40 protein-coding genes are annotated in these 23,337 nt (G+C 40.8%); 36 read left to right on the top strand and 4 right to left on the bottom strand.

Annotation, left to right across the window (positions count from 1 at the left end; genetic code table 11):
- Positions 1-19: 19 nt before the first annotated feature.
- The 3 genes from FN809_RS15995 (at position 20) to yidD (ending at position 1,500) form a co-directional block, all read left to right on the top strand.
- Complete coding sequence (locus FN809_RS15995; RefSeq protein WP_142534542.1) at positions 20-772, top strand: uroporphyrinogen-III synthase; 753 nt, start codon at positions 20-22, stop codon at positions 770-772.
- A 73-nt stretch (positions 773-845) separates the two neighbouring features.
- Positions 846-1,265: a ribonuclease P protein component gene (locus FN809_RS15990; RefSeq protein WP_142534541.1), complete on the top strand. Its 420-nt coding sequence runs from the start codon at positions 846-848 to the stop codon at positions 1,263-1,265.
- On the top strand, positions 1,243-1,500 hold the full coding sequence (gene yidD / locus FN809_RS18110) for a membrane protein insertion efficiency factor YidD (protein WP_394348171.1): 258 nt from the start codon (positions 1,243-1,245) through the stop codon (positions 1,498-1,500). The genes FN809_RS15990 and yidD overlap by 23 nt, the downstream gene beginning before the upstream one ends.
- A 357-nt stretch (positions 1,501-1,857) precedes the next feature.
- Here the strand turns inward: yidD and FN809_RS15980 are convergent, their stop codons facing one another.
- The 4 genes from FN809_RS15980 to FN809_RS15965 form a co-directional block, all read right to left on the bottom strand.
- Positions 1,858-2,307 (bottom strand): PepSY-like domain-containing protein, encoded by a 450-nt coding sequence (locus FN809_RS15980; protein WP_142534539.1) that lies wholly within the window; start codon positions 2,305-2,307, stop codon positions 1,858-1,860.
- Positions 2,308-2,318: 11 nt separating this feature from the next.
- Positions 2,319-2,750, bottom strand: a complete 432-nt coding sequence (locus tag FN809_RS15975; RefSeq protein WP_142534538.1) for a PepSY-like domain-containing protein — start codon at positions 2,748-2,750, stop codon at positions 2,319-2,321.
- Positions 2,751-2,812: 62 nt separating this feature from the next.
- Entirely contained in the window at positions 2,813-4,099 is a 1,287-nt protein-coding gene (locus tag FN809_RS15970; RefSeq protein WP_142534537.1) for a sensor histidine kinase, read from the bottom strand.
- A gap of 115 nt (positions 4,100-4,214) precedes the next feature.
- Positions 4,215-4,892 (bottom strand): response regulator transcription factor, encoded by a 678-nt coding sequence (locus tag FN809_RS15965; RefSeq protein ID WP_142534536.1) that lies wholly within the window; start codon positions 4,890-4,892, stop codon positions 4,215-4,217.
- Between the two features lie 408 nt (positions 4,893-5,300).
- Between FN809_RS15965 and rpsL the strand changes: the two genes are divergently transcribed.
- The 33 genes from rpsL (at position 5,301) to rplQ (ending at position 23,319) form a co-directional block, all read left to right on the top strand.
- The gene (rpsL, locus tag FN809_RS15960; protein ID WP_142534535.1) at positions 5,301-5,684 is read left to right on the top strand and encodes a 30S ribosomal protein S12; all 384 of its coding nucleotides are present in this window, start codon (positions 5,301-5,303) and stop codon (positions 5,682-5,684) included.
- A 127-nt stretch (positions 5,685-5,811) separates the two neighbouring features.
- Complete coding sequence (rpsG, locus tag FN809_RS15955) at positions 5,812-6,288, top strand: 30S ribosomal protein S7 (RefSeq protein ID WP_142534534.1); 477 nt, start codon at positions 5,812-5,814, stop codon at positions 6,286-6,288.
- 22 nt (positions 6,289-6,310) lie between these two features.
- Positions 6,311-8,422 (top strand): elongation factor G, encoded by a 2,112-nt coding sequence (fusA, locus tag FN809_RS15950; RefSeq protein ID WP_142534533.1) that lies wholly within the window; start codon positions 6,311-6,313, stop codon positions 8,420-8,422.
- A 12-nt stretch (positions 8,423-8,434) separates the two neighbouring features.
- Complete coding sequence (gene rpsJ, locus FN809_RS15945) at positions 8,435-8,740, top strand: 30S ribosomal protein S10 (protein ID WP_142534532.1); 306 nt, start codon at positions 8,435-8,437, stop codon at positions 8,738-8,740.
- 101 nt (positions 8,741-8,841) lie between these two features.
- Positions 8,842-9,459: a 50S ribosomal protein L3 gene (gene rplC / locus FN809_RS15940; protein WP_142534531.1), complete on the top strand. Its 618-nt coding sequence runs from the start codon at positions 8,842-8,844 to the stop codon at positions 9,457-9,459.
- Entirely contained in the window at positions 9,459-10,079 is a 621-nt protein-coding gene (rplD, locus tag FN809_RS15935) for a 50S ribosomal protein L4 (protein WP_142534530.1), read from the top strand. Before rplC ends, rplD begins: the two co-directional genes overlap by 1 nt.
- A gap of 24 nt (positions 10,080-10,103) precedes the next feature.
- Entirely contained in the window at positions 10,104-10,394 is a 291-nt protein-coding gene (gene rplW, locus FN809_RS15930) for a 50S ribosomal protein L23 (RefSeq protein ID WP_142534529.1), read from the top strand.
- A 5-nt stretch (positions 10,395-10,399) separates the two neighbouring features.
- Positions 10,400-11,224: a 50S ribosomal protein L2 gene (gene rplB / locus FN809_RS15925; protein WP_142534528.1), complete on the top strand. Its 825-nt coding sequence runs from the start codon at positions 10,400-10,402 to the stop codon at positions 11,222-11,224.
- Between the two features lie 20 nt (positions 11,225-11,244).
- The gene (gene rpsS, locus FN809_RS15920) at positions 11,245-11,514 is read left to right on the top strand and encodes a 30S ribosomal protein S19 (protein WP_142534527.1); all 270 of its coding nucleotides are present in this window, start codon (positions 11,245-11,247) and stop codon (positions 11,512-11,514) included.
- Between the two features lie 36 nt (positions 11,515-11,550).
- Entirely contained in the window at positions 11,551-11,973 is a 423-nt protein-coding gene (gene rplV, locus FN809_RS15915) for a 50S ribosomal protein L22 (protein WP_142534526.1), read from the top strand.
- The gene (gene rpsC / locus FN809_RS15910) at positions 11,974-12,678 is read left to right on the top strand and encodes a 30S ribosomal protein S3 (RefSeq protein WP_142534525.1); all 705 of its coding nucleotides are present in this window, start codon (positions 11,974-11,976) and stop codon (positions 12,676-12,678) included.
- A 29-nt stretch (positions 12,679-12,707) separates the two neighbouring features.
- On the top strand, positions 12,708-13,139 hold the full coding sequence (gene rplP, locus FN809_RS15905; protein ID WP_142534524.1) for a 50S ribosomal protein L16: 432 nt from the start codon (positions 12,708-12,710) through the stop codon (positions 13,137-13,139).
- Positions 13,140-13,141: 2 nt separating this feature from the next.
- Entirely contained in the window at positions 13,142-13,339 is a 198-nt protein-coding gene (gene rpmC, locus FN809_RS15900; protein ID WP_142534523.1) for a 50S ribosomal protein L29, read from the top strand.
- 7 nt (positions 13,340-13,346) lie between these two features.
- Entirely contained in the window at positions 13,347-13,604 is a 258-nt protein-coding gene (rpsQ, locus tag FN809_RS15895) for a 30S ribosomal protein S17 (RefSeq protein ID WP_142534522.1), read from the top strand.
- Positions 13,605-13,606: 2 nt separating this feature from the next.
- Entirely contained in the window at positions 13,607-13,972 is a 366-nt protein-coding gene (gene rplN / locus FN809_RS15890) for a 50S ribosomal protein L14 (RefSeq protein WP_142534521.1), read from the top strand.
- Positions 13,973-13,991: 19 nt separating this feature from the next.
- The gene (gene rplX, locus FN809_RS15885; RefSeq protein WP_142534520.1) at positions 13,992-14,312 is read left to right on the top strand and encodes a 50S ribosomal protein L24; all 321 of its coding nucleotides are present in this window, start codon (positions 13,992-13,994) and stop codon (positions 14,310-14,312) included.
- Positions 14,312-14,869, top strand: coding sequence for a 50S ribosomal protein L5 (rplE, locus tag FN809_RS15880; RefSeq protein WP_142534519.1), 558 nt, complete (start codon positions 14,312-14,314; stop codon positions 14,867-14,869). Before rplX ends, rplE begins: the two co-directional genes overlap by 1 nt.
- A 2-nt stretch (positions 14,870-14,871) precedes the next feature.
- Entirely contained in the window at positions 14,872-15,141 is a 270-nt protein-coding gene (gene rpsN / locus FN809_RS15875; RefSeq protein WP_142534518.1) for a 30S ribosomal protein S14, read from the top strand.
- Positions 15,142-15,200: 59 nt separating this feature from the next.
- Positions 15,201-15,596 (top strand): 30S ribosomal protein S8, encoded by a 396-nt coding sequence (gene rpsH, locus FN809_RS15870; RefSeq protein ID WP_142534517.1) that lies wholly within the window; start codon positions 15,201-15,203, stop codon positions 15,594-15,596.
- A 16-nt stretch (positions 15,597-15,612) separates the two neighbouring features.
- Positions 15,613-16,164: a 50S ribosomal protein L6 gene (rplF, locus tag FN809_RS15865; RefSeq protein ID WP_142534516.1), complete on the top strand. Its 552-nt coding sequence runs from the start codon at positions 15,613-15,615 to the stop codon at positions 16,162-16,164.
- Positions 16,165-16,185: 21 nt separating this feature from the next.
- On the top strand, positions 16,186-16,542 hold the full coding sequence (gene rplR / locus FN809_RS15860) for a 50S ribosomal protein L18 (RefSeq protein WP_142534515.1): 357 nt from the start codon (positions 16,186-16,188) through the stop codon (positions 16,540-16,542).
- A gap of 5 nt (positions 16,543-16,547) precedes the next feature.
- Positions 16,548-17,066, top strand: a complete 519-nt coding sequence (rpsE, locus tag FN809_RS15855) for a 30S ribosomal protein S5 (protein ID WP_142534514.1) — start codon at positions 16,548-16,550, stop codon at positions 17,064-17,066.
- Positions 17,067-17,076: 10 nt separating this feature from the next.
- Complete coding sequence (gene rpmD, locus FN809_RS15850; RefSeq protein WP_142534513.1) at positions 17,077-17,253, top strand: 50S ribosomal protein L30; 177 nt, start codon at positions 17,077-17,079, stop codon at positions 17,251-17,253.
- Between the two features lie 28 nt (positions 17,254-17,281).
- The gene (gene rplO, locus FN809_RS15845) at positions 17,282-17,728 is read left to right on the top strand and encodes a 50S ribosomal protein L15 (RefSeq protein WP_142534512.1); all 447 of its coding nucleotides are present in this window, start codon (positions 17,282-17,284) and stop codon (positions 17,726-17,728) included.
- Positions 17,729-17,734: 6 nt separating this feature from the next.
- Positions 17,735-19,060, top strand: coding sequence for a preprotein translocase subunit SecY (gene secY, locus FN809_RS15840; RefSeq protein ID WP_142534511.1), 1,326 nt, complete (start codon positions 17,735-17,737; stop codon positions 19,058-19,060).
- Positions 19,061-19,085: 25 nt separating this feature from the next.
- On the top strand, positions 19,086-19,865 hold the full coding sequence (gene map, locus FN809_RS15835; RefSeq protein ID WP_142534510.1) for a type I methionyl aminopeptidase: 780 nt from the start codon (positions 19,086-19,088) through the stop codon (positions 19,863-19,865).
- Positions 19,866-19,887: 22 nt separating this feature from the next.
- Complete coding sequence (infA, locus tag FN809_RS15830; protein ID WP_142534509.1) at positions 19,888-20,109, top strand: translation initiation factor IF-1; 222 nt, start codon at positions 19,888-19,890, stop codon at positions 20,107-20,109.
- Positions 20,110-20,120: 11 nt separating this feature from the next.
- Positions 20,121-20,237: a type B 50S ribosomal protein L36 gene (gene ykgO / locus FN809_RS15825; RefSeq protein ID WP_071792536.1), complete on the top strand. Its 117-nt coding sequence runs from the start codon at positions 20,121-20,123 to the stop codon at positions 20,235-20,237.
- Between the two features lie 11 nt (positions 20,238-20,248).
- Positions 20,249-20,626 (top strand): 30S ribosomal protein S13, encoded by a 378-nt coding sequence (rpsM, locus tag FN809_RS15820; protein WP_221929457.1) that lies wholly within the window; start codon positions 20,249-20,251, stop codon positions 20,624-20,626.
- A gap of 10 nt (positions 20,627-20,636) precedes the next feature.
- A complete protein-coding gene (rpsK, locus tag FN809_RS15815) occupies positions 20,637-21,026 on the top strand; it encodes a 30S ribosomal protein S11 (protein WP_142534507.1) in 390 nt (129 codons plus the stop codon).
- A gap of 137 nt (positions 21,027-21,163) precedes the next feature.
- On the top strand, positions 21,164-21,769 hold the full coding sequence (rpsD, locus tag FN809_RS15810) for a 30S ribosomal protein S4 (protein WP_142534506.1): 606 nt from the start codon (positions 21,164-21,166) through the stop codon (positions 21,767-21,769).
- Between the two features lie 9 nt (positions 21,770-21,778).
- A complete protein-coding gene (locus FN809_RS15805; protein ID WP_142534505.1) occupies positions 21,779-22,771 on the top strand; it encodes a DNA-directed RNA polymerase subunit alpha in 993 nt (330 codons plus the stop codon).
- A gap of 5 nt (positions 22,772-22,776) precedes the next feature.
- Complete coding sequence (gene rplQ / locus FN809_RS18240) at positions 22,777-23,319, top strand: 50S ribosomal protein L17 (RefSeq protein WP_142534504.1); 543 nt, start codon at positions 22,777-22,779, stop codon at positions 23,317-23,319.
- The last annotated feature ends 18 nt before the right edge of the window (positions 23,320-23,337 follow it).

Below are 23,337 nucleotides of genomic sequence, written 5' to 3'. Positions count from 1 at the left end.
TAAACTAATAACCAGAATCTTGAAAATAAAACGAATATTGGTTTCTCAGCCAAAGCCCGCAACAGAAAAGTCTCCTTATTTTGAATTGGCAGAAAAAAGTAATGTAAAAATTGACTTCCGTCCGTTTATTCAGGTAGAGAGTGTACCCACAAAAGAATTTCGTACACAAAAAGTTAATTTGCTCGACCATACTGCAGTAATTTTTACCAGCCGTACGGCCATTGACAATTATTTTAGGGTTGCCGAAGAATTAAGGATAGTAGTACCGGACTCCATGAAGTATTTTTGTATTTCGGAAGCCACGGCGTATTATTTACAAAAATACATTGTCTATCGAAAAAGAAAAATTTTTCATTCAACAGGGAAATTTACTGATTTAATAGAGGTAGTAAAAAAGCATAAAGACGAGAATTACCTGGTACCGCTTTCCGACATTCACAAACAGGAAATTCCTGATTTGCTCGAAAAAAATAAGATAAAGTACTCAAAGGCCATCTTGTACAGAACGGTAAGCAGCGATTTGAGTGACATAAAGAATATCGATTACGATATTTTGGTGTTTTTTAGCCCTTCGGGCATAGCCAGTTTGTTACAAAATTTCCCTAACTGGGATCAAAAAGAAACCAAAATTGCGTCCTTTGGGCCCGCAACAGCCAAAGCGGTTACCGAAGCCGGCTATCGACTCGACATTCAAGCTCCTATGCCCCAGGCACCATCTATGACCATGGCATTGGAACTTTTTATTAAAAAACATAACAAGGCTAAAAAGTAAGTTAGCGGATAATAATATTTAAGAAAAGGGCATTGCAAAATGCCCTTTTTTTCGCCTATTAACAAAATGCGCAATGCCCCAAGAATCATTTACATTCCCCAAAAATGAAAAATTGTGCAGCCATACACTCATCGAAACGTTGTTTACTAAGGGGGCTGCTTTTGTGAGTTATCCGTTCCGGGTTATTTATTTGACCACCCAATTGCCCCACGATGTACCAGCTCAGGTATTGTTTAGTGTATCTAAAAAAAGATTTAAACGGGCAGTCCATCGTAATTTGATTAAACGGAGGTGTAGCGAGGCATATCGTCTGAATAGAATGCAATTTATAGAAACACAGCGCCAAAGCAGTCAGCAAGTTGCGTTTGCTATGATTTATATTTCCAATGAAAAATTACCGTACCAAAAAATATGTAATGGTATGATAAAATCTTTGCGTAAATTGAGTCAACAATTGGAGCAAAAAAGTGATGGTGATGAATCTGTTGATTAAGCTATTCGAGTGGTTAAAAGCAGTTGTTGTATTTATTTTAATTCTACCGATAAAAATATATCAATATACGCTTTCACCCATGTTAGGCGCATCGTGTCGGTATACACCTACCTGTTCCACCTATAGTATACAGGCCCTCAAAAAATATGGCCCAATAAAAGGCAGTTATTTGGCCATAAGGCGTATTCTGAGCTGTAACCCATGGGGCGGTCATGGGCACGATCCAGTTCCTTAGGCTGGTTCTGATAAGGATTTAAAAATGCATTGCAGTGTGTAAAACCCTTATAAAATTAATACTATCTCCTTATGTTATCTTCGGATAAGCGTGGTGTAAGTGAGCCTGTTGCTTATGGATGCTGTTAAACAGCGAGGTGAATTCTCCATTTCGGTACAAAAGCGTCATCATCACCCATAAATAATCCCCTACCGCCAGAAATAAATAATCGTTCAAAGCAGTGGGGGAATTAGTTACTTGAGTGTATTGAGGGCTAACTTACGTCAATGCCTTTGTTAGGTAGGTGCTGTTTGTCCCTTAGCATTATCAGAGGCGCTTGTTGCTTGAGGCAGAGGATAATAAAAGTATTTTACCCTATCAATCTGTGTCAACCCGTAAAAAGTCGCCGTTCATGGTAAATTCCAGTTCAACACCGTTGTTCAGTTCAATCTGCTGATGAGCGAGCTCCAATTCCCACTTGGTAATAAACTGGCTTGGATAGTTTTTTTCAACGTAGCTTAATATAGCGGGTGGGATAACAGCGTTAGGTAGTTGTGTCTTTGCAGCGATATCGGTCACGTTAAAATTGCTGTCGAACTCCAGTTCAATATTTCCGTTTAAATAAATTTCATAGCTTACCACGCCATTTTCTGTTTCTTTTACCGCTTTATTTACGCTGATGGAAGCAAAATGGGTGCTAAGGTAGGTTTTTATGTCGGCGGGTATTTCAGCCCTTGTTAAAACTACTTCGTTAGGATCGTTCGCGTCCTTATCACAGGAAACCAGGGTTATAAATATCAGGCTTAAAATAATTGTTATTGCTTTCATTGTACTATTGTTTAAGGTTTAATTAATTTTCCATCGGCCGAAAAAACAAGCTCAAGCTCGTCGTTTCCTTTTTCAATTTCCACGCTGTAGCTTACTGCCTTGTTTTCGGTAATTTTTTCTGCATCATCGATACGGTAGCCTTTGTATTGGTTTTTAATGGCCTCTTTTACCGCTTTGGGTAATTTACTGCTCGATATATCTTGGGTATATCTTATCAGTTTGCCTGTGGCGCTGAACCAGGCCTCGTAGTCATCGAAAAAACCGATTTCAAATTCAACATTGTATTGGTCGCCCTGGCGATCCCATTCTACATCGCTCGCTTTTGGAAACTCTTTTTTAAAGCTGTTTACTACTACCGAAGGCACTTGGTTTTGATGTACGTCTTGAGCCGCTGCAATGCCTGCGAACAGAAAAGCTATGGCTAATAATTTAATCGACTTCATAATCTATTGCTTTTAATTTTATACAACAAATATAGAGTAAGATTCTGGAAAGAATTTGGAATTTATTGTGGCTCCATTATTTTTTTAAAGTTAACACTGAAGCAGTGTTCGTTTTGGCTAAATTCATAACTTAAGTGCATATCGTAAAAATCGCATATGGCTTTGCACAAAGCCAATCCTATACCTGTACTGTCGGTTTTTTTTGCTTCTTTTGTAAAACGTTTGAATATCTTTTCGGCATAAAGTGGGATGCCATTGGAGGTGTTGCAAATACGGAATTCTTGCCTGGTAAAATACATTTTAATCTGTCCACCTTTTACGTTATGGAAAACAGCATTTTTAGTAAGGTTTAAAATGAGTATTTCGGCCAACGTTGGGTCCATATTAACCTTTAGCAGTTCCACTTCCTCAATGTTTATGTCAATTTCTTTGTAATAAGTAAATTCTTCAAAATTAGATTTATACTGATGACCCAGCTCATTTATAATAATCGCTTTTGTGTTGGTAAACTGTTTGTTTTCAATTTTTGCCAGTAGCAATAAGGACTTATTCAGTTGCGTTAACCTATCAGCTATTTTAATGATACTGGCAATGGCTTGGGCATCGGCATGTTTTAAGTCTTCAGACTCTAATAATAGCTCTAATTTGTTAATGATAATCGCCAGTGGTGTTTGCAGCTCGTGCGAAGCGTTCTCGGTAAATTGCTTTTGTGACGTATAGGCTTCCGTGGCATGACGAATCAACGCATTGGAGGCCTTTTGTAATTCGATAAATTCTTTGGTGTTAGTGGATATATTTATGGGGCTTGCTTGTGCATCTAAGCGGTATGTCTTCAAATAGCTTAAAATATCGTAAAAAGGATGCCACACTTTACGCAGAACAACATTGTTAATAACAATAATGCTACCCACTAAAATTACGAACAACCAAACAACACTCCAAAAGGAATCTTCAATTAAATCATCTTCCTCAACCAAGGAGGAAATAATATGTAAGCCATAGTATTTGTTTTCATACTCGAAGGCGGTATGCAGAATTCGTACTGGCTCCAAATCATTTTCGTTAAGTCGGTACATCAAAGTATCTTTATAAGTGTCCTTTACTTGCAGGGCTGTTTGTTTGCTGGTAGGATAAATTTTGAAGTTATTACCACCAAACTCCTTTTGAAGGAGCAGGGTAGAATCGGTATGAACTTTTTGGATAATTAATATTCGATTGTTGTCCAATCCATCGTCGATGCTGTCTCTTATCTCATCTTTTAAATTATAATAAAATATGAGTGACCAAATTCCAATAATCACAAAAAAGGCAAACGAAAGATAAAGTAGGGAGATGTTGAGGAGTTTCATATAAGAGTTTTAGAATATTGTCTGACTTCACCGCCGATAAATATTTGTAGTTAGCCTGCTTGGCAATCTGATTTATTTTTCGGTCAAGCACTATTGCACTGGAGGCGATGGGGGGTTATTTTTCTGATAACTTATAACCGACACCGTAGATGGACTTTATATCCACAGTAGCCTCTGCTTGTTGCAGTTTTTTACGCAGGTTTTTTATCTGATAATAGATAAAATCAAAATTATCGGCCTGGTCTATATGGTCGCCCCATACCCGTTCGGCTAGTGCTGTTTTACTTATCATGCGGTTTTTATTGAGCAAAAAGTAGTTTAAAATATCAAACTCCTTGCGGTTAAGGTGAACTGCATCGTTATCAATGGTAAGGGATCTTTCTTCCAAATTCAGTCTGACATTGCCCATTTCAACTGTATTTTTGCCATCAAGATTTTTACGGCGGAAAACAGCTTTTATTCGGGCGTTTAATTCTGCTACATGAAAAGGTTTTGTTATGTAGTCATCTGCTCCCAATGCCAAACCCTTCACTTTGTCGTCTAATGAGTTTTTAGCAGATAATATAATTACGTTATCGCTTTTGCCCAATGTTTTCAGCTTGCTTAAAATGTCCAATCCGCTACCGTCAGGCAACGTAATATCCAGCAGGATGCAATCGTAATCGTAAATAGCTATTTTTTCAAAAGCCGAGTCAAGGTCAGATGCGGTTTCCAACAGATACTTTTCTTTAGCCAGTGAGGCTACAAGCGTATCGCGTAAATCTTTTTCGTCTTCAATAATTAAAATTTTCATGCCTTAAAAATACAACTTAACCCTGGAAAAAAATGGGAATTTATACTTTACAGAGCAAATAGATGATTAGGGCCTTATTCAACTAAAAAACTATGGGTAAGATTACTCCCCGCCCTCCACACCCAGCGCTCCAAGCTCCAAGCTCCATGTCCCACGCTCCACGCTCACTCCTTCCTGCCAATTACCACTCATTTCTCCACTAACAAATTGTGTTTTAGAAACAAGAGTGAAAAAGAAAAGAAAAAAATAGTGTAGTAAATTGTTCTTTTTGATTTGAAATTACTACTTTTGCATCGCTTTTTTTGGCTAAATACGCGAAAAGGCCTTGTAAATCAAGGTGTTTTATGTCAAAAAAAGTAAGTTTAGCAAGCAGATTAGCGAAATTTTATTTTAAACAATTATAGTAATATGCCAACAATTCAACAGTTAGTTCGTAAAGGACGCACCCAATTGGTTGAAAAAAGTAAGTCTAGAGCACTAGACTCTTGTCCTCAGCGGAGAGGTGTTTGTGTGAGGGTGTACACTACCACACCAAAAAAGCCGAATTCGGCAATGCGTAAGGTAGCCAGGGTTCGATTGACGAACGGAAAAGAAGTGAATGCTTACATTCCGGGCGAAGGCCACAATTTACAGGAGCACTCTATCGTATTGGTACGTGGAGGTAGGGTAAAGGATCTTCCCGGTGTACGTTATCACTTAGTGCGTGGAGCATTAGATGCTTCAGGTGTAGAAGGTCGTACACAGCGCCGTTCTAAGTATGGAACCAAGCGTCCGAAAGCAGCTAAGAAGTAATTTAAATGTTTAACGAATAGTTTTGTTTATTGGTAAGTTAAAACAGAAGGTTGAGTAAATGGCATACCCTTGCCGTTGAAGACACAGAAACATTGACAACCAATAAAAAACTGATAAACAAGAAAGAATGAGAAAAGGTAAACCAAAGAAGCGAATATTGCTTCCCGATCCAAAGTTTAACGATACTTTGGTAACACAATTCATCAACAACCTGATGAGCGACGGTAAAAAATCAACTGCCTACGGTATTTTTTACGATGCGCTGGACCGCATGGCCGACAAAGCCGAAAAAGAGGGTAAAACTGCTTTAGAGATGTGGAAAAAAGGTTTAGAGAACATCACTCCTGCCGTTGAGGTAAAAAGTCGCAGAGTGGGTGGAGCTACTTTCCAGGTTCCTATGGAAATCCGCCCATCACGTAAAGTATCTGTGGCTATGAAGAACCTGATTCTTTATGCACGTAAAAGAAGCGGTAAATCAATGGCAGAAAAACTATCCGCAGAAATTGTTGCGTCTTATAACAACGAAGGGGGTGCCTTCAAGAAAAAAGAAGACATGCATAGGATGGCAGACGCTAACCGGGCATTTGCTCACTTTAGATTCTAACCATCTATATTAAAGAAAAAAAATGGCAAATAAAGATCTAAAATATACCAGGAATATCGGAATCATGGCGCACATCGATGCCGGTAAAACCACTACCACAGAACGTATTCTGTTTTATACTGGTATTACGCATAAACTTGGCGAAACGCACGACGGTTCAGCAACTATGGACTGGATGGAGCAAGAGCAGGAAAGGGGTATTACCATTACCTCGGCGGCAGTTACAGCAAACTGGAATTATAACGACAAGACCTATAAAATTAATGTTATCGATACCCCCGGTCACGTTGACTTTACCGTGGAGGTAGAGCGCTCATTAAGGGTGTTGGATGGTGCTATTGCCGTATTCTGTGCAGTGGGTGGTGTTGAACCACAATCGGAAACAGTATGGAGACAGGCAGATAAATATGGTGTGCCTCGCATTGGTTTTGTAAATAAAATGGACCGTTCCGGTGCTAATTTTTACGAGGTAGTTCGCCAAATAAAAGAAATGCTGGGTGCAAATGCAATTCCTATCGAAATCCCAATAGGTTCCGAAGAAAACTTTGAAGGGGTGGTTGACCTTATTCAAAATAAAGCCATTGTTTGGTTTGAGGATGCTCAATTGGGATCTCGTTTCGAGACCAGGGAAATTCCAGAATCCTTGAAAGAAGAGGCCAAAGAATGGAGAGACAAGTTAGTGGAAGCAGTAGCCGAAACCAACGAGGAATTGATGGAACGCTACTTCGAGGACCCAGACTCCATTACGGAAGATGAAATGATGGAGGCGATCCGTACAGCTACTATCGACAGAACCATTACGCCTATGCTTTGTGGTTCGGCTTTTAAAAATAAAGGTGTTCAAAGTTTATTGGATGCAGCGGTAACATTTTTACCGTCTCCCTTGGATATACCACCGGTTAAAGGTACCAACCCCGAAACCGATGAAGAAGAGTCACGCGAAAATAGTGTTAACGCACCATTATCGGCCTTGGCCTTTAAAATTGCTACCGATCCTTTCGTAGGTCGATTGGCATTTATTCGCGTATATTCCGGAAAAATTGACGCCGGGTCGTATGTTAAAAATCCGCGTACAGGTAAAAAGGAGCGCATATCACGTCTATACCAAATGAAATCCAACAAGCAGATTCCACAGGAGTCTATCGGAGCTGGTGATATTGGTGCCGGCGTGGGATTTAAAGATATACGTACAGGTGATACCCTTTGCGACGAGAAACATCCTATTACACTGGAGTCTATTAACTTCCCCGAACCGGTGATTGGTGTGGCAGTAGAGCCAAAGTCGCAAGCCGATATGGATAAAATGGGTGTAGCTTTAGGTAAATTGTCCGAAGAGGATCCAACCTTCCGCGTACAAACCGATGAGGATAGCGGGCAAACCGTTATTAGTGGTATGGGCGAACTTCACCTGGAAGTGCTCGTTGAGCGTTTACGTCGGGAATTTAAAGTGGAATGCAACCAAGGGCGTCCGCAGGTTACTTATAAAGAAGCCATCACGCAAACCGTGGAGCATCGCGAGGTGTTTAAAAAGCAATCCGGAGGTCGTGGTAAATTTGCCGACATACATGTAACCATAGGGCCTACCGAAGATGGTAAGGAAGGATTGGAATTCATCAACTCGGTTAAGGGTGGTAATATTCCAAAAGAATTTATCCCATCTGTCGAAAAAGGTATTAAGGATGCGATGGTAAACGGTGTACTGGCCGGCTTTGTAGTAGACAGCCTCAAGGTAAACCTTACCGATGGATCATTCCATGCAGTGGACTCTGACCAATTATCATTTGAGATAGCCGGTCGCCAAGCGTTTAAAGCGGCTTGTGCTAAGGCCAAGCCTATACTGTTAGAGCCTATTATGAAAGTGGAGGTAGTTACGCCCGAAGAGTATATGGGTGATATTATCGGTGACTTTAACAAGCGTCGAGGACAAGTAGAAGGAATGGAATCTAAAGCTGGTGCCCGTGTGGTGAAAGCTAAAGTGCCTCTTGCCGAAATGTTCGGATATGTGACCGCTTTACGTACTATTTCATCTGGACGTGCAACATCGTCTATGGTATTTTCGCACTTTGCCGAAGTATCAAAGGCTATTGCCACTGAAGTAGTGAAGGAAGCAGAAGGAAAAGTAGAATTATTATAATAAGACCTCAAGATGAGTCAGAAAATTAGAATAAAACTGAAATCTTACGATCACAACCTGGTTGACAAGTCTGCCGAAAAAATCGTAAAAACAGTAAAAACAACCGGGGCCGTAGTGAGCGGTCCTATTCCGCTTCCTACTCACAAAAGAGTATTTACGGTGTTGCGTTCAACATTCGTAAACAAGAAGTCGAGAGAGCAGTTTGAATTGGCATCGTACAAGCGATTAATCGATATCTATAGCTCCACAGCTAAAACAATCGATGCTTTAATGAAGTTAGAGCTGCCCAGCGGGGTTGAAGTTGAAATAAAAGTGTGATAGATACGCTGATTTAAGGTAGGAGATGATATTCAATTGTTATTATCTCTTATCCCTTAAGTCTAAACATCTACAATTATATAAATTTAATTTTTGTAACAATGCCAGGATTAATTGGAAAAAAAATCGGAATGACTTCCGTTTTCAGTGCCGAGGGGAAAAACATCCCATGCACTGTTATCGAAGCTGGCCCATGCTTGGTTACGCAGGTTAAAACTGTAGAAACCGACGGGTATGAGGCTGTACAGCTGGCGTTCGACGAAAAGAAGGAAAAGAGCACTTCGAAACCGGAGTTAGGCCACTTTAAAAAAGCGGGCGTAACACCAAAGCGTAGTGTTGTTGAGTTCAAAGGATTCGAACAAGAATTTAATTTAGGAGACGAGGTTAAAGTAGACATCTTTGAAGAAGATATTTTTGTCGACGTAACCGGTATTTCTAAAGGAAAAGGTTTTCAAGGGGTAGTTAAACGACACGGATTTGGTGGTGTTGGAGGACAAACCCACGGACAGCACAACCGACTCAGAGCGCCAGGTTCTATCGGTAACGCTTCCTATCCCGGACGTGTGTTCAAAGGCATGAAAATGGCCGGAAGAATGGGTGGTGAAAGGGTGATGGTAGAAAGCCTTAGAGTGTTGAAAGTGATTCCTGAAAGCAACCTTTTGATTGTAAAAGGATCAGTGCCAGGAGCAAAGGGTTCATATTTAATAGTTGAAATGTAATGGAACTAAAAGTATTAAGCATAAAAGGAGAAGAGACCGGTAAAACTGTTGAGCTTTCGGATGCAGTTTTCGGTATTGAACCCAACGATCATGCTATTTATCTTGATGTAAAACAGTTCCTTGCAAATCAACGTCAGGGAACTCACAAATCAAAGGAAAGAGCCGAGATCGCGGGTAGTACACGCAAGATCAAAAAGCAAAAAGGTACCGGTACAGCTCGTGCGGGTAGCATTAAATCACCAATATTCAGAGGTGGTGGTCGTATTTTTGGTCCTCGTCCGCGTAACTATGGATTTAAATTGAACAAAAAGCTGAAAGAACTTGCCCGTAAGTCTGCTTTATCTTATAAAGCAAAAACAGGCAGTATCCTTGTTGTGGAGGACTTTAATCTGGAAGCCCCAAAAACAAGCGCGTTCGAGCAAATCCGTAAAAGTCTGAAGATAGACGGGAAACGTTCTCTGCTGGTATTGAACCAAGCCGATAAAAACGTTTACCTGGCCTCTCGAAATATTCCTAAAACGGAAGTAGTAACATTAGCTGAATTGAACACCTACGGTATTATGAAAGCCGGAGCACTGGTTCTTGTCGAAAGTTCAGTTGAAGGATTAGGTAATTTTTAATTTAAAGCTTAAGGAGATTTAAAAATGCAAATATTAATTAAGCCAATAGTTACTGAAAAACTCAACGAGCAAGGCGAAAAGCTAAACAGCTTTGGATTTGTGGTAAATAAAAATGCTAATAAACTACAGATTAAGCAGGCGATTGAGGAGATGTACGATGTAACTGTTGATAGAGTAAACACCATGGTATATGCGGGTAAAGTAAAAAGCCGCCATACCAAAAGCGGTGTGCAGGTAGGTAAAACTGCAGCTTACAAAAAAGCTATCGTTACCTTAGTACCAGGAGATAAAATTGATTTTTATAGCAATATTTAAGTAAAATGGCAGTAAGAAAGCTAAAGCCCACAACACCGGGGCAGAGACACAAAGTTATTGGTGCGTTTGATACGATTACCTCAAATACACCAGAGAAGTCCTTACTGGAGCCCATCAAAAAGTCCGGCGGTAGAAATAACACCGGAAAAATGACCATGCGTTATTTGGGGGGTGGACATAAGAGACGTTACAGGGTAATCGATTTCAAAAGAAATAAGGACGGTGTTGCAGCTACAGTAGAGTCTATACAATACGACCCTAACCGTAGTGCACGTATCGCATTGTTGGTTTATGCCGACGGCGAAAAAAGATACATTCTCGCTCCTAATGGATTGGAAGTCGGTCAGAAAGTGGAATCAGGTCAAGGCGTAAGTATCGACCTGGGTAACACCTTACCCCTTAAAGAGATCCCGCTGGGAACGATCATCCACAATATTGAGTTACGCCCGGGACAGGGTGGTATCATGGCACGTAGTGCCGGCACATTTGCTCAATTGGCTGCTCGTGAAGGAAAATACGCGGTATTAAGATTGCCCTCTGGCGAGTCCAGAATGGTGCTGACTACTTGCCGTGCTACTATTGGTGCGGTAGGCAACTCGGACCATGCGCTCGAAAGATCCGGAAAAGCGGGTCGTTCACGTTGGTTAGGCCGTCGTCCTCGCGTTCGTGGTGTGGCGATGAACCCTGTTGATCACCCAATGGGTGGTGGCGAAGGAAGAGCCTCAGGTGGGCATCCAAGATCACGTAACGGTGTACTGGCAAAAGGCTACAAAACTCGACACAAGAAGAAAGCCTCGAGCATGTACATTATTGAAAAGCGTAAAAAATAAACGGTAATCAATAGAATATTATGAGCAGATCATTAAAAAAAGGCCCATTTATCGATTATAAACTTGATAAAAAAGTTCTCGCTTTGAACGAATCAGGTAAAAAATCAGTGATTAAAACTTGGGCAAGAGCATCGATGATATCTCCTGATTTTGTAGGACATACCATCGCAGTGCACAACGGAAATAAGTTTATTCCCGTTTATGTTACCGAAAATATGGTAGGCCACAAATTAGGTGAGTTTTCGCCCACACGTACCTACAGAGGTCACGGTGGAAACAAAAAAAGGTAACCTAAGGCATAAGTAACTTAATAAAGAGAATTAAAAATGGGTGCTAGAAAAAGACTCAGAGCAGATAAAACGAAGGAAGCAAAAAAGCAAGTGAGCTTTGCTTCACTAAGCAATGTGCCTACTTCTCCACGAAAAATGCGCCTGGTTGCAGATATGATCAGAGGTAAAGAGGTCAACTTGGCCCTCGACCTGTTGAAGTACTCTTCGAAAGAAGCTTCGCGCAGGGTTGAGAAACTACTTCTGTCGGCTATCGCAAACTGGAAGGAGAAGAATGAAGGGGTACGCATGGAAGATGCCAACCTTGTGGTAAAGTCAATTAACGTTGATTCGGCAAGAATTTTGAAAAGATTAAGGCCCGCCCCGCAAGGACGCGCACATCGTATCAAAAAGCGTTCAAACCATGTAACCATTTATATCGACAGCAAGGTGAATAATCAAGAAGAATTAAAAGTTAGCTAGATGGGACAAAAAGTAAATCCAATAAGTAACCGATTAGGCATCATCAGAGGATGGGACTCTAACTGGTTTGGCGGAAGAAACTATGGCGACAAGTTATTAGAAGATACTAAAATCCGTAAATATCTTAATGTGCGTCTGGCCAAAGCTAGTATCTCCAGGATTATCATCGAACGTACACTGAAATTGATTACCATTACGGTGCATACAGCTCGTCCCGGTATCATTATCGGTAAAGGTGGACAGGAGGTTGACAAGCTAAAAGAAGAATTGAAAAAAATCACCGACAAGGAGGTTCAAATCAATATTTTTGAGGTTAAACGACCCGAGCTGGATGCCATTATAGTGGCAAACAACATAGCCCGACAGTTAGAAGGCCGTGTAGCTTTTAGACGTGCGATAAAAATGGCGATCGCCTCAACCATGCGGATGGGTGCCGAGGGTGTTAAAATCCAGGTTTCAGGCCGTTTAAATGGAGCCGAAATGGCCCGATCGGAAATGTATAAAGAAGGAAGAACGCCTCTTCACACTTTCCGTGCAGATATCGATTACGCTCAGGCAGAAGCACTTACCAAAACAGGTTTGCTGGGTATTAAAGTTTGGATATGTAAAGGAGAGATCTACGGTAAACCCGATCTTTCGCCAAACTTCGCTACCAAAGACAGTGGAGGCCGTAAAGGTGGTGGTTTCAAGAAGAGAAGAAAGTAATCATCCGCTAATGTAAATGAGTTAGAAAGATGTTACAACCAAAGAAAGTAAAATACAGAAGGATGCAGAAAGGCCGTATGAAGGGCGATGCACAACGTGGTGCTCAGCTCGCATTCGGATCTTTCGGAATTAAATCCTTACAAGCAAAATGGCTTACCGGACGCCAAATTGAGGCCGCCCGTATTGCAGTAACACGTTACATGCAGCGCCAAGGACAAATCTGGATCAGGGTATTCCCCGATAAACCCATTACTAAAAAACCTGCAGAAGTGCGTATGGGTAAAGGAAAAGGTAGCCCCGAGGGATTTGTAGCCCCTGTTACTCCTGGTAGAATTATTATCGAATGTGAAGGAGTACCCTACGAAACAGCAAAAGAAGCATTGCGTCTCGCAGCTCAAAAATTGCCTGTTACCACAAAATTCGTTGTAAGACGAGACTATGTTGAATCTAAAAGCGTTTAAGAATGAAGACTTCGGAAATTAATGAAATGACCGTCAACGAAATCATCGAAAAGATTGACACCGAACGTGCAGAACTTATCCGTTTAAAGCTCAATCATAGTATATCTCCATTGGAAAACCCATTGAAGATTCGAGATTTACGTAAAAATGTTGCACGACTGCAAACTATTTTGCATCAAAAGCAATTAACCGAAAAATAGTGTAGTAATGGAAAAGAGAAACTTAAGAAAAGAACGTATCGGTATCGTTGCCAGCAACAAAATGGATAAGTCTATTGTAGTTGCTTCAATTGTACGCCTTAAGCACCCTATTTACGGTAAATTCGTAAAGAAGACAAAAAAGTTTAATGCGCACGACGAAAAAAACGAATGTAACGAAGGCGATACAGTCAAAATTATGGAAACTCGCCCCTTGAGTAAAACCAAAAGGTGGCGGTTAGTAGAAATTATCGAAAGAGCTAAGTAATCATGATACAACAAGAATCCAGATTGGCCGTAGCCGATAATAGCGGAGCCCGCGAAGTGCTTTGCATTAGGGTATTGGGCGGTACCAAAAGAAGATACGCCTCCATAGGGGATCGTATAGTTGTAACGGTTAAAAGTGCCTCTCCTTCAACAGATATGAAGAAAGGTACAGTTACAAAAGCAGTAATCGTTCGTACTAAAAAGGAGATCAGAAGAGCCGACGGATCCTATATCCGTTTCGACGAAAACGCGTGTGTGCTGTTAAACCAGGCGGGTGAAATACGTGGAACACGTATTTTTGGCCCTGTAGCCAGGGAGCTGCGCGACGGATACATGAAAATTGTTTCACTGGCTCCGGAGGTGCTATAAATTGTTTAAAAAAATAGCAATGGGAAAGTTACATATAAAAAAAGGCGACAACGTTATCGTTAACGCCGGAGTTGATAAAGGACGTGAAGGCAAGGTGCTGGAAGTTCTTATTAGTAAAAATAGAGCTGTTGTGGAAGGTATTAATATGATATCCAAACATACAAAGCCTAATGCTGATAACCCGCAAGGAGGAATTGTAAAGCAAGAGGCACCTATCCACATCTCCAATCTTAACCTTAAGGACCCTTCAACCGGCAAAGCAACACGCATAGGCCGTCGCAAAAACGATGAAGGTAAATTGGTTAGGTTCGCTAAAAAATCAGGGGAGGAAATCAAGTAATGGGCTATACACCTAGTTTAAAAGCAATGTACAAGGAACAGGTGGTTCCTACATTGATGAAGGAATTTGATTACAAAACCGTGATGCAAGTTCCAAAATTGGAGAAAATTGTTATTAACCAGGGTATTGGACAGGCGGTAGCCGACAAAAAAATGGTTGATATTTCAGTGAAGGAATTGACAACTATCACAGGCCAAAAAGCAGTGCCTTGTCTCTCTAAGTTGGATATCTCTAACTTTAAGTTACGTAAAAAAATGCCGGTTGGCGTGCGCGTAACCTTACGTAAAAACAAGATGTATGAGTTCCTGGAAAGATTGATCCGTATCTCGCTTCCTGCAATACGTGACTTTAAAGGAATTAACAGCAAGCTTGATGGTCGAGGTAACTATACTTTAGGTATTGAGGAACAGATTATTTTTCCCGAAATAAATATTGACGAAGTTAGCAAGATTATGGGTATGAATATTACCTTTGTGACCTCTGGAAATACCGATGAGGAAGCTTTCGCCTTGTTGAAAGCGTTTGGTTTACCATTTAAAAATACAAAAAAGAGTTAAATATGGCCAAGGAATCAATGAAGGCTCGTGAAGTAAAAAGAGCCAAGCTTGTAGCCAAATATGCTAAAAAAAGAGCGGCACTAAAAGAAGCGGGTGATTACGAAGGATTGCAAAAATTACCAAAAAATGCTTCTCCTGTACGTTTGCATAACCGTTGCAAAATCACAGGTCGTCCAAAAGGATATATGCGTCAATTCGGATTGTCCAGGATACAGTTCCGCGAAATGGCTTCAGCAGGGTTAATTCCCGGCATTAAAAAAGCCAGCTGGTAATAAATTAGGTTCAAGTATAAATATTGTCCCGTCATCGGGATTAATTTAAACTTTTTAAAATGACAGATCCAATAGCAGATTTTCTGACTAGAATCAGAAATGCCATCATGGCAAAACACAAAGTTGTTGAAATCCCTGCATCAAATTTGAAAAGGGAAATGACCAAGGTGCTTTACGACAAAGGTTATATACTCAACTTCAAATTTGTGGACGACAACAAGCAAGGAATTATAAAGATTGCATTAAAATACGATGCTCAATCCAAACTTTCTGCAATTAAATCGCTAAAACGCGTTAGTACACCGGGCTTACGTAAGTATGCCGGTCACAAAAATATCCCCAGGGTATTAAATGGTTTAGGTATTGCCATCCTCTCCACTTCCAAAGGTGTTATGACCGATAAAGAAGCACGTGGAGCACAAGTTGGTGGCGAAGTTTTATGTTACGTATATTAATAAAGGAGGAAACAGTATGTCAAGGATAGGAAATCAGCCCATCTCGATACCGGCCGGCGTTACCGTAACAGTAAAGGAAAGCCTGGTAACCGTAAAAGGACCCAAAGGAGAACTCTCGCAAGAAGTAAATCCGGATATGATAGTAGAGGTGAACGAGGGACAAATCGATGTGAAAAGACCGTCGGAATCAAAGAAACACCGCGCCCAACACGGTTTATATCGTTCGCTTATCAATAATATGGTTGAAGGCGTTGCCAATGGCTACGTAAGAAAACTGGAACTGGTAGGGGTAGGCTATAGAGCGACCAACCAAGGACAAATTTTGGAGTTGTCACTAGGTTACTCTCACCCCATTTTAATGCAGATGCCCCCAGAGATAAAAGTCGAAGCTGTTACAGACAGAAAGAGCAATCCGATTATTACATTAGAATCTGCAGATAAGCAATTGCTCGGTCAGATTTGCGCAAAAATTCGCGCTATGCGTAAACCTGAGCCTTACAAAGGTAAAGGTATCAAGTTTGTCGGAGAGCAAATCAGACGCAAAGCTGGTAAATCTGCTAAAGTTTAATCTGATTAAAATTTTAAAATTATGGCTTTTTCTAAAGTAGAAAGACGACTTAAAATAAAAAATGGTATCCGTGCCAAAATAAAAGGGACGGCTGAGAAGCCCCGGATGTCGGTTTACAGAAGCAACAAACAAATTTCTGTACAGTTGGTAGACGACCTTTCAGGTAATACACTTGTGGCAGCTACTTCACTTGAAAAGGAGGTGGCAGCACAAAAAGTGACCAAAACGGAGCAGGCAGCTAAAGTAGGCGCTATAATTGCCGAAAAGGCAAAAAAGGCCGGAATAGAAAGAGTGGTATTTGACCGTAACGGATTCTTGTATCACGGTAGAGTTAAACAATTAGCCGATGCTGCACGTGAAGCAGGTCTTAAATTTTAATAACTATGGCTGGAGATAATACAAAAGTAAAAAGTAATAACGATCTGGACCTTAAGGACAGATTAGTAGCCATTAATCGTGTAACCAAAGTTACCAAAGGTGGTAGAACTTTTAGTTTTTCTGCCATGGTTGTTGTGGGTAACGAAAATGGTATAGTGGGCTGGGGCCTGGGTAAAGCCGGCGAAGTAACCACAGCAATTGCCAAAGGAGTGGACGCCGCTAAAAAAAATCTGGTAAAAGTACCGGTATATAAAGGTACTATTCCGCATGAGCAGTACAGCAGATACGGCGGTGCCCGTGTGTTTATGAAACCTGCTACACATGGAACAGGAGTGGTGGCTGGTGGTGCCATGCGTGCCGTACTCGAAAGCGCCGGTATAACCGACGTTTTGGCTAAGTCAAAAGGTTCGTCTAATTCACACAACCTTGTTAAAGCAACCATCAACGCGCTCAAAGAACTCAGAGATGCACACATGGTAGCCCAACAAAGAGGTGTTGCGCTGGATAAAGTATTTAACGGATAAGCAAACCAAGATGGCGAAAATAACAGTAAAGCAAATAAAGAGCAAAATCGGAGCTCCCGAACGTCAAAAAAGAACTTTGGCGGCTCTTGGACTAACTAAAATTAATGCAACCAGAGAATTTGAGGCAAGTCCTCAAATTCTTGGAATGATTGAAAAGGTGAAACACCTGGTTAGTGTAGAAAAATAATTGATAACGAATTAAGTTAATTTTAGATATGGACTTAAGTAATTTAAAACCGGCAGAAGGTTCTACCAAAACAAAAAAACGCATTGGTAGAGGACAGGGTTCTGGCCGTGGTGGTACTTCTACCCGCGGACATAAGGGTGCCAAGTCCAGGTCTGGTTATTCACGAAAAATTGGTTTCGAAGGTGGTCAAATGCCTTTACAGAGACGTGTTCCTAAATTCGGATTTAAAAATATTAATCGCGTAGAGTATAAAGCGGTAAATATTGATTTGCTCCAGTTGCTGGCCGAAAAGAACAATCTTACTGTAATTGACGTTGATACACTTCGCGAAGCTGGTTATATCAACAGAAACGACCGGGTCAAAATACTTGGTAACGGTAACATTAGTGCCAAAATTGAAGTGAAAGCTCACGCCTTTTCTAAATCAGCGGTGAGCGCCATCGAGGCGGCTCAAGGAACCGTTGTAAAACTGTAACTCATAATGAAACTGATCGAAACAATTCGTAACATTTGGAAGATTGAGGATCTAAAAGCGCGCATTCTTACAACATTGGGACTGGTATTGATTTACCGTTTGGGGTCCTTCATTGTTTTGCCTGGTATAGATCCTACACAGTTAAGTGCACTCGAACAGCAGACTGCGGAAGGCGTTATGGGCCTTTTAAATATGTTTTCGGGTGGTGCGTTTGCTAACGCATCGGTATTTGGTTTGGGCATCATGCCCTATATCTCTGCCTCTATTGTGATTCAGCTTCTTGGCATTGCAGTTCCTTATTTTCAGAAACTACAACGCGAGGGCGAGAGCGGAAGACGCAAGATAAATCAGATAACGCGCTATCTTACAGTGATCATTCTATTGTTTCAGGCACCAGCCTATTTGGCAAACCTGCCCGATGTGGCAGTGACCTCACAAGGCTTGATGTTTAAAATCTCATCAATCATCATTCTTACTGCCGGTACAATGTTTGTTATGTGGCTCGGCGAAAGGATTACAGAAAAAGGTATCGGCAATGGTATATCATTGATTATCATGGTGGGTATTATCGCTAACTTACCTTTTGCCGCAGCAGCAGAATTTGTATCACGCTTTAATGAAGGTGGTGGTTTAGTTATGTTGTTAATTGAGATGGTGGTGCTGTTTTTTGTGTTTGCAGGTACAATACTGTTGGTACAGGGAACACGACGCATACCGGTGCAGTATGCCAAACGTATCGTTGGTAACAAGCAATACGGTGGCGTTCGTCAGTACATACCGCTAAAGGTAAATGCTGCAGGAGTAATGCCTATCATATTTGCACAAGCAATTATGTTTGTGCCTATTGTTTTGGTAGGATACGCCGAAAGTGAAACCGCTACAGGGTTTGCAGCAGCCTTTTCCGATATGACCGGCTGGGTTTACAACCTGGTATTTGCTTTATTAATTATATCTTTTACGTATTTTTATACAGCAATTACCATTAACCCAACGCAAATGGCAGAGGATATGAAGCGTAATGGCGGTTTTATTCCTGGTGTTAAACCGGGTAAAAAAACCATTGAGTTTTTGGACTCCGTGATGTCAAAAATCACTCTGCCCGGCTCGGTATTTCTGGCTATAGTGGCCATATTACCCGCCTTTGCCATGATTGCCGGTGTTGATAGAATGTTTGCACAATTTTACGGTGGAACATCTCTGTTAATTCTTGTTGGGGTGGTATTGGATACCTTGCAACAAATAGAAAGTCACCTGTTGATGCGTCACTACGATGGATTAATGAAGTCGGGAAGAATCAAAGGTAGAACCGGTGGTGGACCCGCTGTTTACTAAGCATTAAAAGGGGGAAGGCATTGGTATGATATATCTTAAAACAGACGAGGAGATAGAGTTGCTTCGCGAAAGTAATCTTTTGGTGGCAAAAACACTGGGTGAGGTAGCCAAGCTGATTAAGCCGGGCGTTACCACATTGGAGCTGGATAAGAGAGCCGAGGAGTTTATAAGGGATCATGATGCTATCCCTGGTTTTTTAAATTACCAGGGATTTCCTAACAGCCTTTGCACTTCGGTAAATGAGCAAGTGGTTCATGGAATTCCCAATAAAAAACCGCTTAAAGAGGGCGACATTGTTTCAGTGGATTGTGGCGTGCTTAAAAACGAGTTTTATGGCGATTCGGCCTATACCTTTGGGGTGGGCCAACTGAGCCCGGAAGTGGAGGATTTGCTGAAAACAACCAAGGAGGCCTTATATAAAGGAATTGAAAATGCCGTTGCCGGAAAACGTTTAGGCGATATAGGCTATGCTGTGCAACGCCATAGCGAAGCGAAAGGTTATTCGGTGGTACGCGAAATGGTGGGGCACGGAGTAGGAAAAAACCTGCACGAATCGCCCGAAGTACCCAACTACGGCAGAAGAGGTTACGGTGTTTTGTTAAAACCGGGAATGGTTATCGCTATTGAGCCCATGATTAATTTGGGTAAACGAAATATTGTACAGGAAAGCGACGGATGGACGATTAGAACCATAGATAAAATGGTTTCTGCACACTTTGAACATACCGTAGCAGTGGGTAAAAATGAAGCAGATATACTTTCTAGTTTTAAATTTGTTGAAGAAGTATTAACTTTGCAGTCTTAAATTTAAAAGAAGATAACATATTATGGCTAAACAATCCTCCATAGAACAAGACGGAACAATAGTTGAAGCCCTCTCAAATGCCATGTTTACCGTGGAATTGGAAAACGGGCATGTGATAACAGCGCATATCTCGGGTAAGATGAGAATGCACTATATAAAAATTTTGCCGGGTGACCGGGTTAAGGTGGAGATGTCTCCTTACGACCTAACAAAAGGCAGGATATCGTATCGATATAAAAATTAATTCTAAATAAAATGAAGGTTAGAGCATCTGTAAAAAAGAGAAGCGCCGATTGCAAAATCGTAAAACGCAAAGGACGCTTATACGTGATCAACAAAAAGAATCCCAAGTTTAAACAACGTCAAGGATAATTATTTATATTATGGCTAGAATTGCTGGAGTTGATATACCTACCAACAAGCGTGGTGCGGTAGCATTAACATATATTTACGGAATTGGGCACAGTGCTGCTCAAAAAATCCTTGGCGCTGCCGGGGTTGATGCTGACCTAAAGGTGAGCGAATGGACCGACGAACAGGTAAGTAAAGTTCGAGAAGTAATTACAGAGCAATATAAAATTGAAGGTGAACTTCGCTCTGAAATTCAGTTAAACATCAAGCGATTGATGGACATAGGTTGTTACCGTGGCATCCGTCACCGTATTGGTTTACCTTTACGCGGACAGAAAACGAAAAACAACGCTCGTACACGTAAGGGCAAAAAGAAAACTGTTGCCAATAAAAAGAAAGCAACTAAATAATAATTGAAATATGGCAAAGAAGACAGCGAGTCAGAAAAAGAGAGTCGTAAAAGTAGAGGCTCAGGGAGAAGCACATATTCACTCATCTTTCAATAATATTATTATTTCCTTGACCAATAAAAATGGTCAGGTAATATCCTGGTCAAGTGCTGGTAAAATGGGTTTTAGAGGTTCTAAAAAGAATACACCCTATGCTGCACAAACAGCCGCAAGCGATTGCGCTAAAGTGGCATATGATGCGGGATTAAGAAAGGTGAAAGTTTATGTGAAAGGACCCGGTAATGGCCGTGAATCTGCAATTCGTTCGATCCATTCAAACGGTATCGAGGTAACAGAAATAATAGATATCACACCAATGCCTCATAATGGGTGTCGTCCGCCTAAAAGACGTCGAGTTTAACGACTAGTTATTAACCATAAATTGAGTCTTTGGATTTTGAATTGTGAATGATTATATATAGAACCTCCTCTCTATAATTTCGCGGCCTTCATATTCATAATTTAAAAACAAAAATTTAAAAACAAAAATTTAGAAGAATGGCTAGATACATTGGACCAAAAACAAGAATTGCCCGTAAATTTGGTGAGGCAATTTATGGTTCGGATAAAAGCTTCGAGAGAAAAAATTATCCTCCGGGACAGCACGGTAACAACCGCAGAAGAAAAACTTCGGAATACGGCGTGCAGTTAAAAGAAAAACAAAAAGCAAAATATACCTACGGTCTATTAGAAAAACAATTTAGAAACTTGTTTGAAAAAGCAAATCGCTCAAAGGGAATTACCGGTGAGGTTTTGCTGGGTTTATTAGAGTGTCGTTTAGATAACGTGGTATATCGTTTAGGTATTGCGCCCACCAGGGCAGCGGCTCGTCAATTGGTTTCTCACAAGCACATTACGGTAGATGGTAAAATTGTTAACATTCCATCGTATACTTTAAAAGGCGATCAAATCGTTGGCGTACGCGAAAAGTCAAAATCACTGGAAACAATCACGGAATCACTTGCTTCCTCCTCGGTGCACAACTTTTCGTGGTTAGAGTGGGATAGTGACTCACTTAGTGGCAAGTTTTTAAACATGCCGGCACGGGAAGATATTCCGGAAAACATAACAGAACAATTGATAGTTGAATTGTATTCTAAATAATTTATTCTTATGGCAATATTAGCATTCCAAAAACCGGATAAAGTTATCATGCTTGAATCGGACAAGCATTTGGGTCGATTTGAATTCCGTCCGCTAGAACCGGGTTATGGTATTACAGTTGGAAATGCCTTAAGAAGAATTTTGTTATCCTCATTAGAAGGTTTCGCTATTACATCGGTAAAAATTGAGGGAGTGGATCATGAGTTTTCCACCATACCCGGTGTTATAAACGATGTAGCGGATATTATTCTTAATCTTAAGCAAATCAGATTCAAGCAGATTGTTGAAGAGGTGGATAGTGAGAAGTTAACGATCAGCGTTTCGGGTAAAAAAGAATTAAAAGCAGGTGAACTGAATAATTTTATGACAGGATTTGAAGTGTTAAATCCTGATCAAACAATTTGCCTGATGAATCCCGATGTAAACCTTAAAATGGAGCTTACTATTAACAAAGGTAGAGGCTACGTTCCGGCAGAAGAAAACCACTCAGTGGAAAATGAAATCGGGGTAATTGCGATCGACTCTATATACACTCCCGTCAGAAATGTGAAATATTCGATAGAAAATTATCGGGTGGAGCAAAAAACTGACTACGAGAAACTACTTATTGAAATAGAAACAGACGGTTCTATCCATCCTAAAGATGCATTGAAAGAGGCTGCCAAAATACTGATTTACCATTTCATGCTGTTTTCCGATGAGAGAATTACGCTCGACTCGGACGAGAAGTTTGGTAACGAAGAGTTTGATGAAGAGGTGCTACACATGCGCCAGCTGCTAAAAACTAAGTTGGTAGACCTGGACCTTTCAGTGCGTGCACTAAACTGCCTTAAAGCAGCCGATGTGGAGTCACTGGGAGAGTTGGTTCAATTCAACCGTAACGATTTATTAAAGTTCCGTAACTTTGGCAAAAAGTCATTGACAGAACTCGATGATCTGTTGCAAGTGATGAACCTTACTTTTGGTATGGATATTACGAAGTATAAATTAGACAAGGAATAATTGCGATGAGACATAGAAAAAAGTTTAATCACTTAGGTCGAAAAAGTGCTCACCGTAAAGCAATGTTGGCTAATATGGCTAATTCTCTTATCATGCATAAAAGAATTAAAACCACAGAGGCTAAAGCAAAAGCATTGCGTATTTACGTGGAGCCGCTTATTACAAAATCTAAGGATGATTCTACTGCACAAAGAAGAGTTGTTTTTAGTTACCTAAAAAATAAAGAAGCAGTGTCGGAGCTGTTTAGAGAAGTAGCAGCTAAAATAGGCGAACGACCAGGTGGTTATACGCGTATTTTAAAGCTGGGAAACCGATTGGGAGATAATGCAGATATGTGTTATATCGAATTGGTGGATTACAACGAAAACATGCTTACGGCTGGCAAGGGAACGGAAGAAAAGAAAACACGTCGTACGCGTCGTAAAAAGTCTACAGCCACCGCTAAGGCAACAACTACTGCCGAAGCAAGTGCTGAAAAAGCAGCGGAGAAGAAAGATTCAGTAGAATCTACCGAGGCCAAAGCAGACGAGGATAAAGCTAAAGAATAGTGAATCAGTATTAAATAC

This window comes from Saccharicrinis carchari (assembly GCF_900182605.1).
Taxonomy (GTDB): domain Bacteria; phylum Bacteroidota; class Bacteroidia; order Bacteroidales; family Marinilabiliaceae; genus Saccharicrinis; species Saccharicrinis carchari.
This window is presented reverse-complemented; position numbering and strand designations above follow the sequence as displayed.

Excerpts from the sequence above, each read along its gene's own strand:
- rpsL (WP_142534535.1), top strand. The coding sequence starts at position 5,301 with ATGCCAACAATTCAACAGTTAGTTCGTAAAGGACGCACCCAATTGGTT.
- rpsN (WP_142534518.1), top strand. The coding sequence starts at position 14,872 with ATGGCCAAGGAATCAATGAAGGCTCGTGAAGTAAAAAGAGCCAAGCTT.
- rplE (WP_142534519.1), top strand. The coding sequence starts at position 14,312 with ATGGGCTATACACCTAGTTTAAAAGCAATGTACAAGGAACAGGTGGTT.
- FN809_RS15980 (WP_142534539.1), bottom strand. The coding sequence starts at position 2,307 with ATGAAAGCAATAACAATTATTTTAAGCCTGATATTTATAACCCTGGTT.
- rpsH (WP_142534517.1), top strand. The coding sequence starts at position 15,201 with ATGACAGATCCAATAGCAGATTTTCTGACTAGAATCAGAAATGCCATC.
- FN809_RS15965 (WP_142534536.1), bottom strand. The coding sequence starts at position 4,892 with ATGAAAATTTTAATTATTGAAGACGAAAAAGATTTACGCGATACGCTT.
- FN809_RS15805 (WP_142534505.1), top strand. The coding sequence starts at position 21,779 with ATGGCAATATTAGCATTCCAAAAACCGGATAAAGTTATCATGCTTGAA.
- rplO (WP_142534512.1), top strand. The coding sequence starts at position 17,282 with ATGGACTTAAGTAATTTAAAACCGGCAGAAGGTTCTACCAAAACAAAA.
- rpsM (WP_221929457.1), top strand. The coding sequence starts at position 20,249 with ATGGCTAGAATTGCTGGAGTTGATATACCTACCAACAAGCGTGGTGCG.
- rpmD (WP_142534513.1), top strand. The coding sequence starts at position 17,077 with ATGGCGAAAATAACAGTAAAGCAAATAAAGAGCAAAATCGGAGCTCCC.
- rplN (WP_142534521.1), top strand. The coding sequence starts at position 13,607 with ATGATACAACAAGAATCCAGATTGGCCGTAGCCGATAATAGCGGAGCC.
- rpsD (WP_142534506.1), top strand. The coding sequence starts at position 21,164 with ATGGCTAGATACATTGGACCAAAAACAAGAATTGCCCGTAAATTTGGT.
- rplB (WP_142534528.1), top strand. The coding sequence starts at position 10,400 with ATGGCAGTAAGAAAGCTAAAGCCCACAACACCGGGGCAGAGACACAAA.
- rplP (WP_142534524.1), top strand. The coding sequence starts at position 12,708 with ATGTTACAACCAAAGAAAGTAAAATACAGAAGGATGCAGAAAGGCCGT.
- rplF (WP_142534516.1), top strand. The coding sequence starts at position 15,613 with ATGTCAAGGATAGGAAATCAGCCCATCTCGATACCGGCCGGCGTTACC.
- FN809_RS15970 (WP_142534537.1), bottom strand. The coding sequence starts at position 4,099 with ATGAAACTCCTCAACATCTCCCTACTTTATCTTTCGTTTGCCTTTTTT.
- rplX (WP_142534520.1), top strand. The coding sequence starts at position 13,992 with ATGGGAAAGTTACATATAAAAAAAGGCGACAACGTTATCGTTAACGCC.
- rplD (WP_142534530.1), top strand. The coding sequence starts at position 9,459 with ATGGAACTAAAAGTATTAAGCATAAAAGGAGAAGAGACCGGTAAAACT.
- map (WP_142534510.1), top strand. The coding sequence starts at position 19,086 with ATGATATATCTTAAAACAGACGAGGAGATAGAGTTGCTTCGCGAAAGT.
- rpsK (WP_142534507.1), top strand. The coding sequence starts at position 20,637 with ATGGCAAAGAAGACAGCGAGTCAGAAAAAGAGAGTCGTAAAAGTAGAG.
- rplR (WP_142534515.1), top strand. The coding sequence starts at position 16,186 with ATGGCTTTTTCTAAAGTAGAAAGACGACTTAAAATAAAAAATGGTATC.
- fusA (WP_142534533.1), top strand. The coding sequence starts at position 6,311 with ATGGCAAATAAAGATCTAAAATATACCAGGAATATCGGAATCATGGCG.
- FN809_RS15975 (WP_142534538.1), bottom strand. The coding sequence starts at position 2,750 with ATGAAGTCGATTAAATTATTAGCCATAGCTTTTCTGTTCGCAGGCATT.
- rpmC (WP_142534523.1), top strand. The coding sequence starts at position 13,142 with ATGAAGACTTCGGAAATTAATGAAATGACCGTCAACGAAATCATCGAA.
- rplQ (WP_142534504.1), top strand. The coding sequence starts at position 22,777 with ATGAGACATAGAAAAAAGTTTAATCACTTAGGTCGAAAAAGTGCTCAC.
- yidD (WP_394348171.1), top strand. The coding sequence starts at position 1,243 with ATGGTGATGAATCTGTTGATTAAGCTATTCGAGTGGTTAAAAGCAGTT.
- rpsC (WP_142534525.1), top strand. The coding sequence starts at position 11,974 with ATGGGACAAAAAGTAAATCCAATAAGTAACCGATTAGGCATCATCAGA.
- rplC (WP_142534531.1), top strand. The coding sequence starts at position 8,842 with ATGCCAGGATTAATTGGAAAAAAAATCGGAATGACTTCCGTTTTCAGT.
- secY (WP_142534511.1), top strand. The coding sequence starts at position 17,735 with ATGAAACTGATCGAAACAATTCGTAACATTTGGAAGATTGAGGATCTA.
- rplW (WP_142534529.1), top strand. The coding sequence starts at position 10,104 with ATGCAAATATTAATTAAGCCAATAGTTACTGAAAAACTCAACGAGCAA.
- infA (WP_142534509.1), top strand. The coding sequence starts at position 19,888 with ATGGCTAAACAATCCTCCATAGAACAAGACGGAACAATAGTTGAAGCC.
- rpsG (WP_142534534.1), top strand. The coding sequence starts at position 5,812 with ATGAGAAAAGGTAAACCAAAGAAGCGAATATTGCTTCCCGATCCAAAG.
- rpsE (WP_142534514.1), top strand. The coding sequence starts at position 16,548 with ATGGCTGGAGATAATACAAAAGTAAAAAGTAATAACGATCTGGACCTT.
- ykgO (WP_071792536.1), top strand. The coding sequence starts at position 20,121 with ATGAAGGTTAGAGCATCTGTAAAAAAGAGAAGCGCCGATTGCAAAATC.
- rplV (WP_142534526.1), top strand. The coding sequence starts at position 11,551 with ATGGGTGCTAGAAAAAGACTCAGAGCAGATAAAACGAAGGAAGCAAAA.
- rpsJ (WP_142534532.1), top strand. The coding sequence starts at position 8,435 with ATGAGTCAGAAAATTAGAATAAAACTGAAATCTTACGATCACAACCTG.
- rpsQ (WP_142534522.1), top strand. The coding sequence starts at position 13,347 with ATGGAAAAGAGAAACTTAAGAAAAGAACGTATCGGTATCGTTGCCAGC.
- rpsS (WP_142534527.1), top strand. The coding sequence starts at position 11,245 with ATGAGCAGATCATTAAAAAAAGGCCCATTTATCGATTATAAACTTGAT.
- FN809_RS15990 (WP_142534541.1), top strand. The coding sequence starts at position 846 with ATGCCCCAAGAATCATTTACATTCCCCAAAAATGAAAAATTGTGCAGC.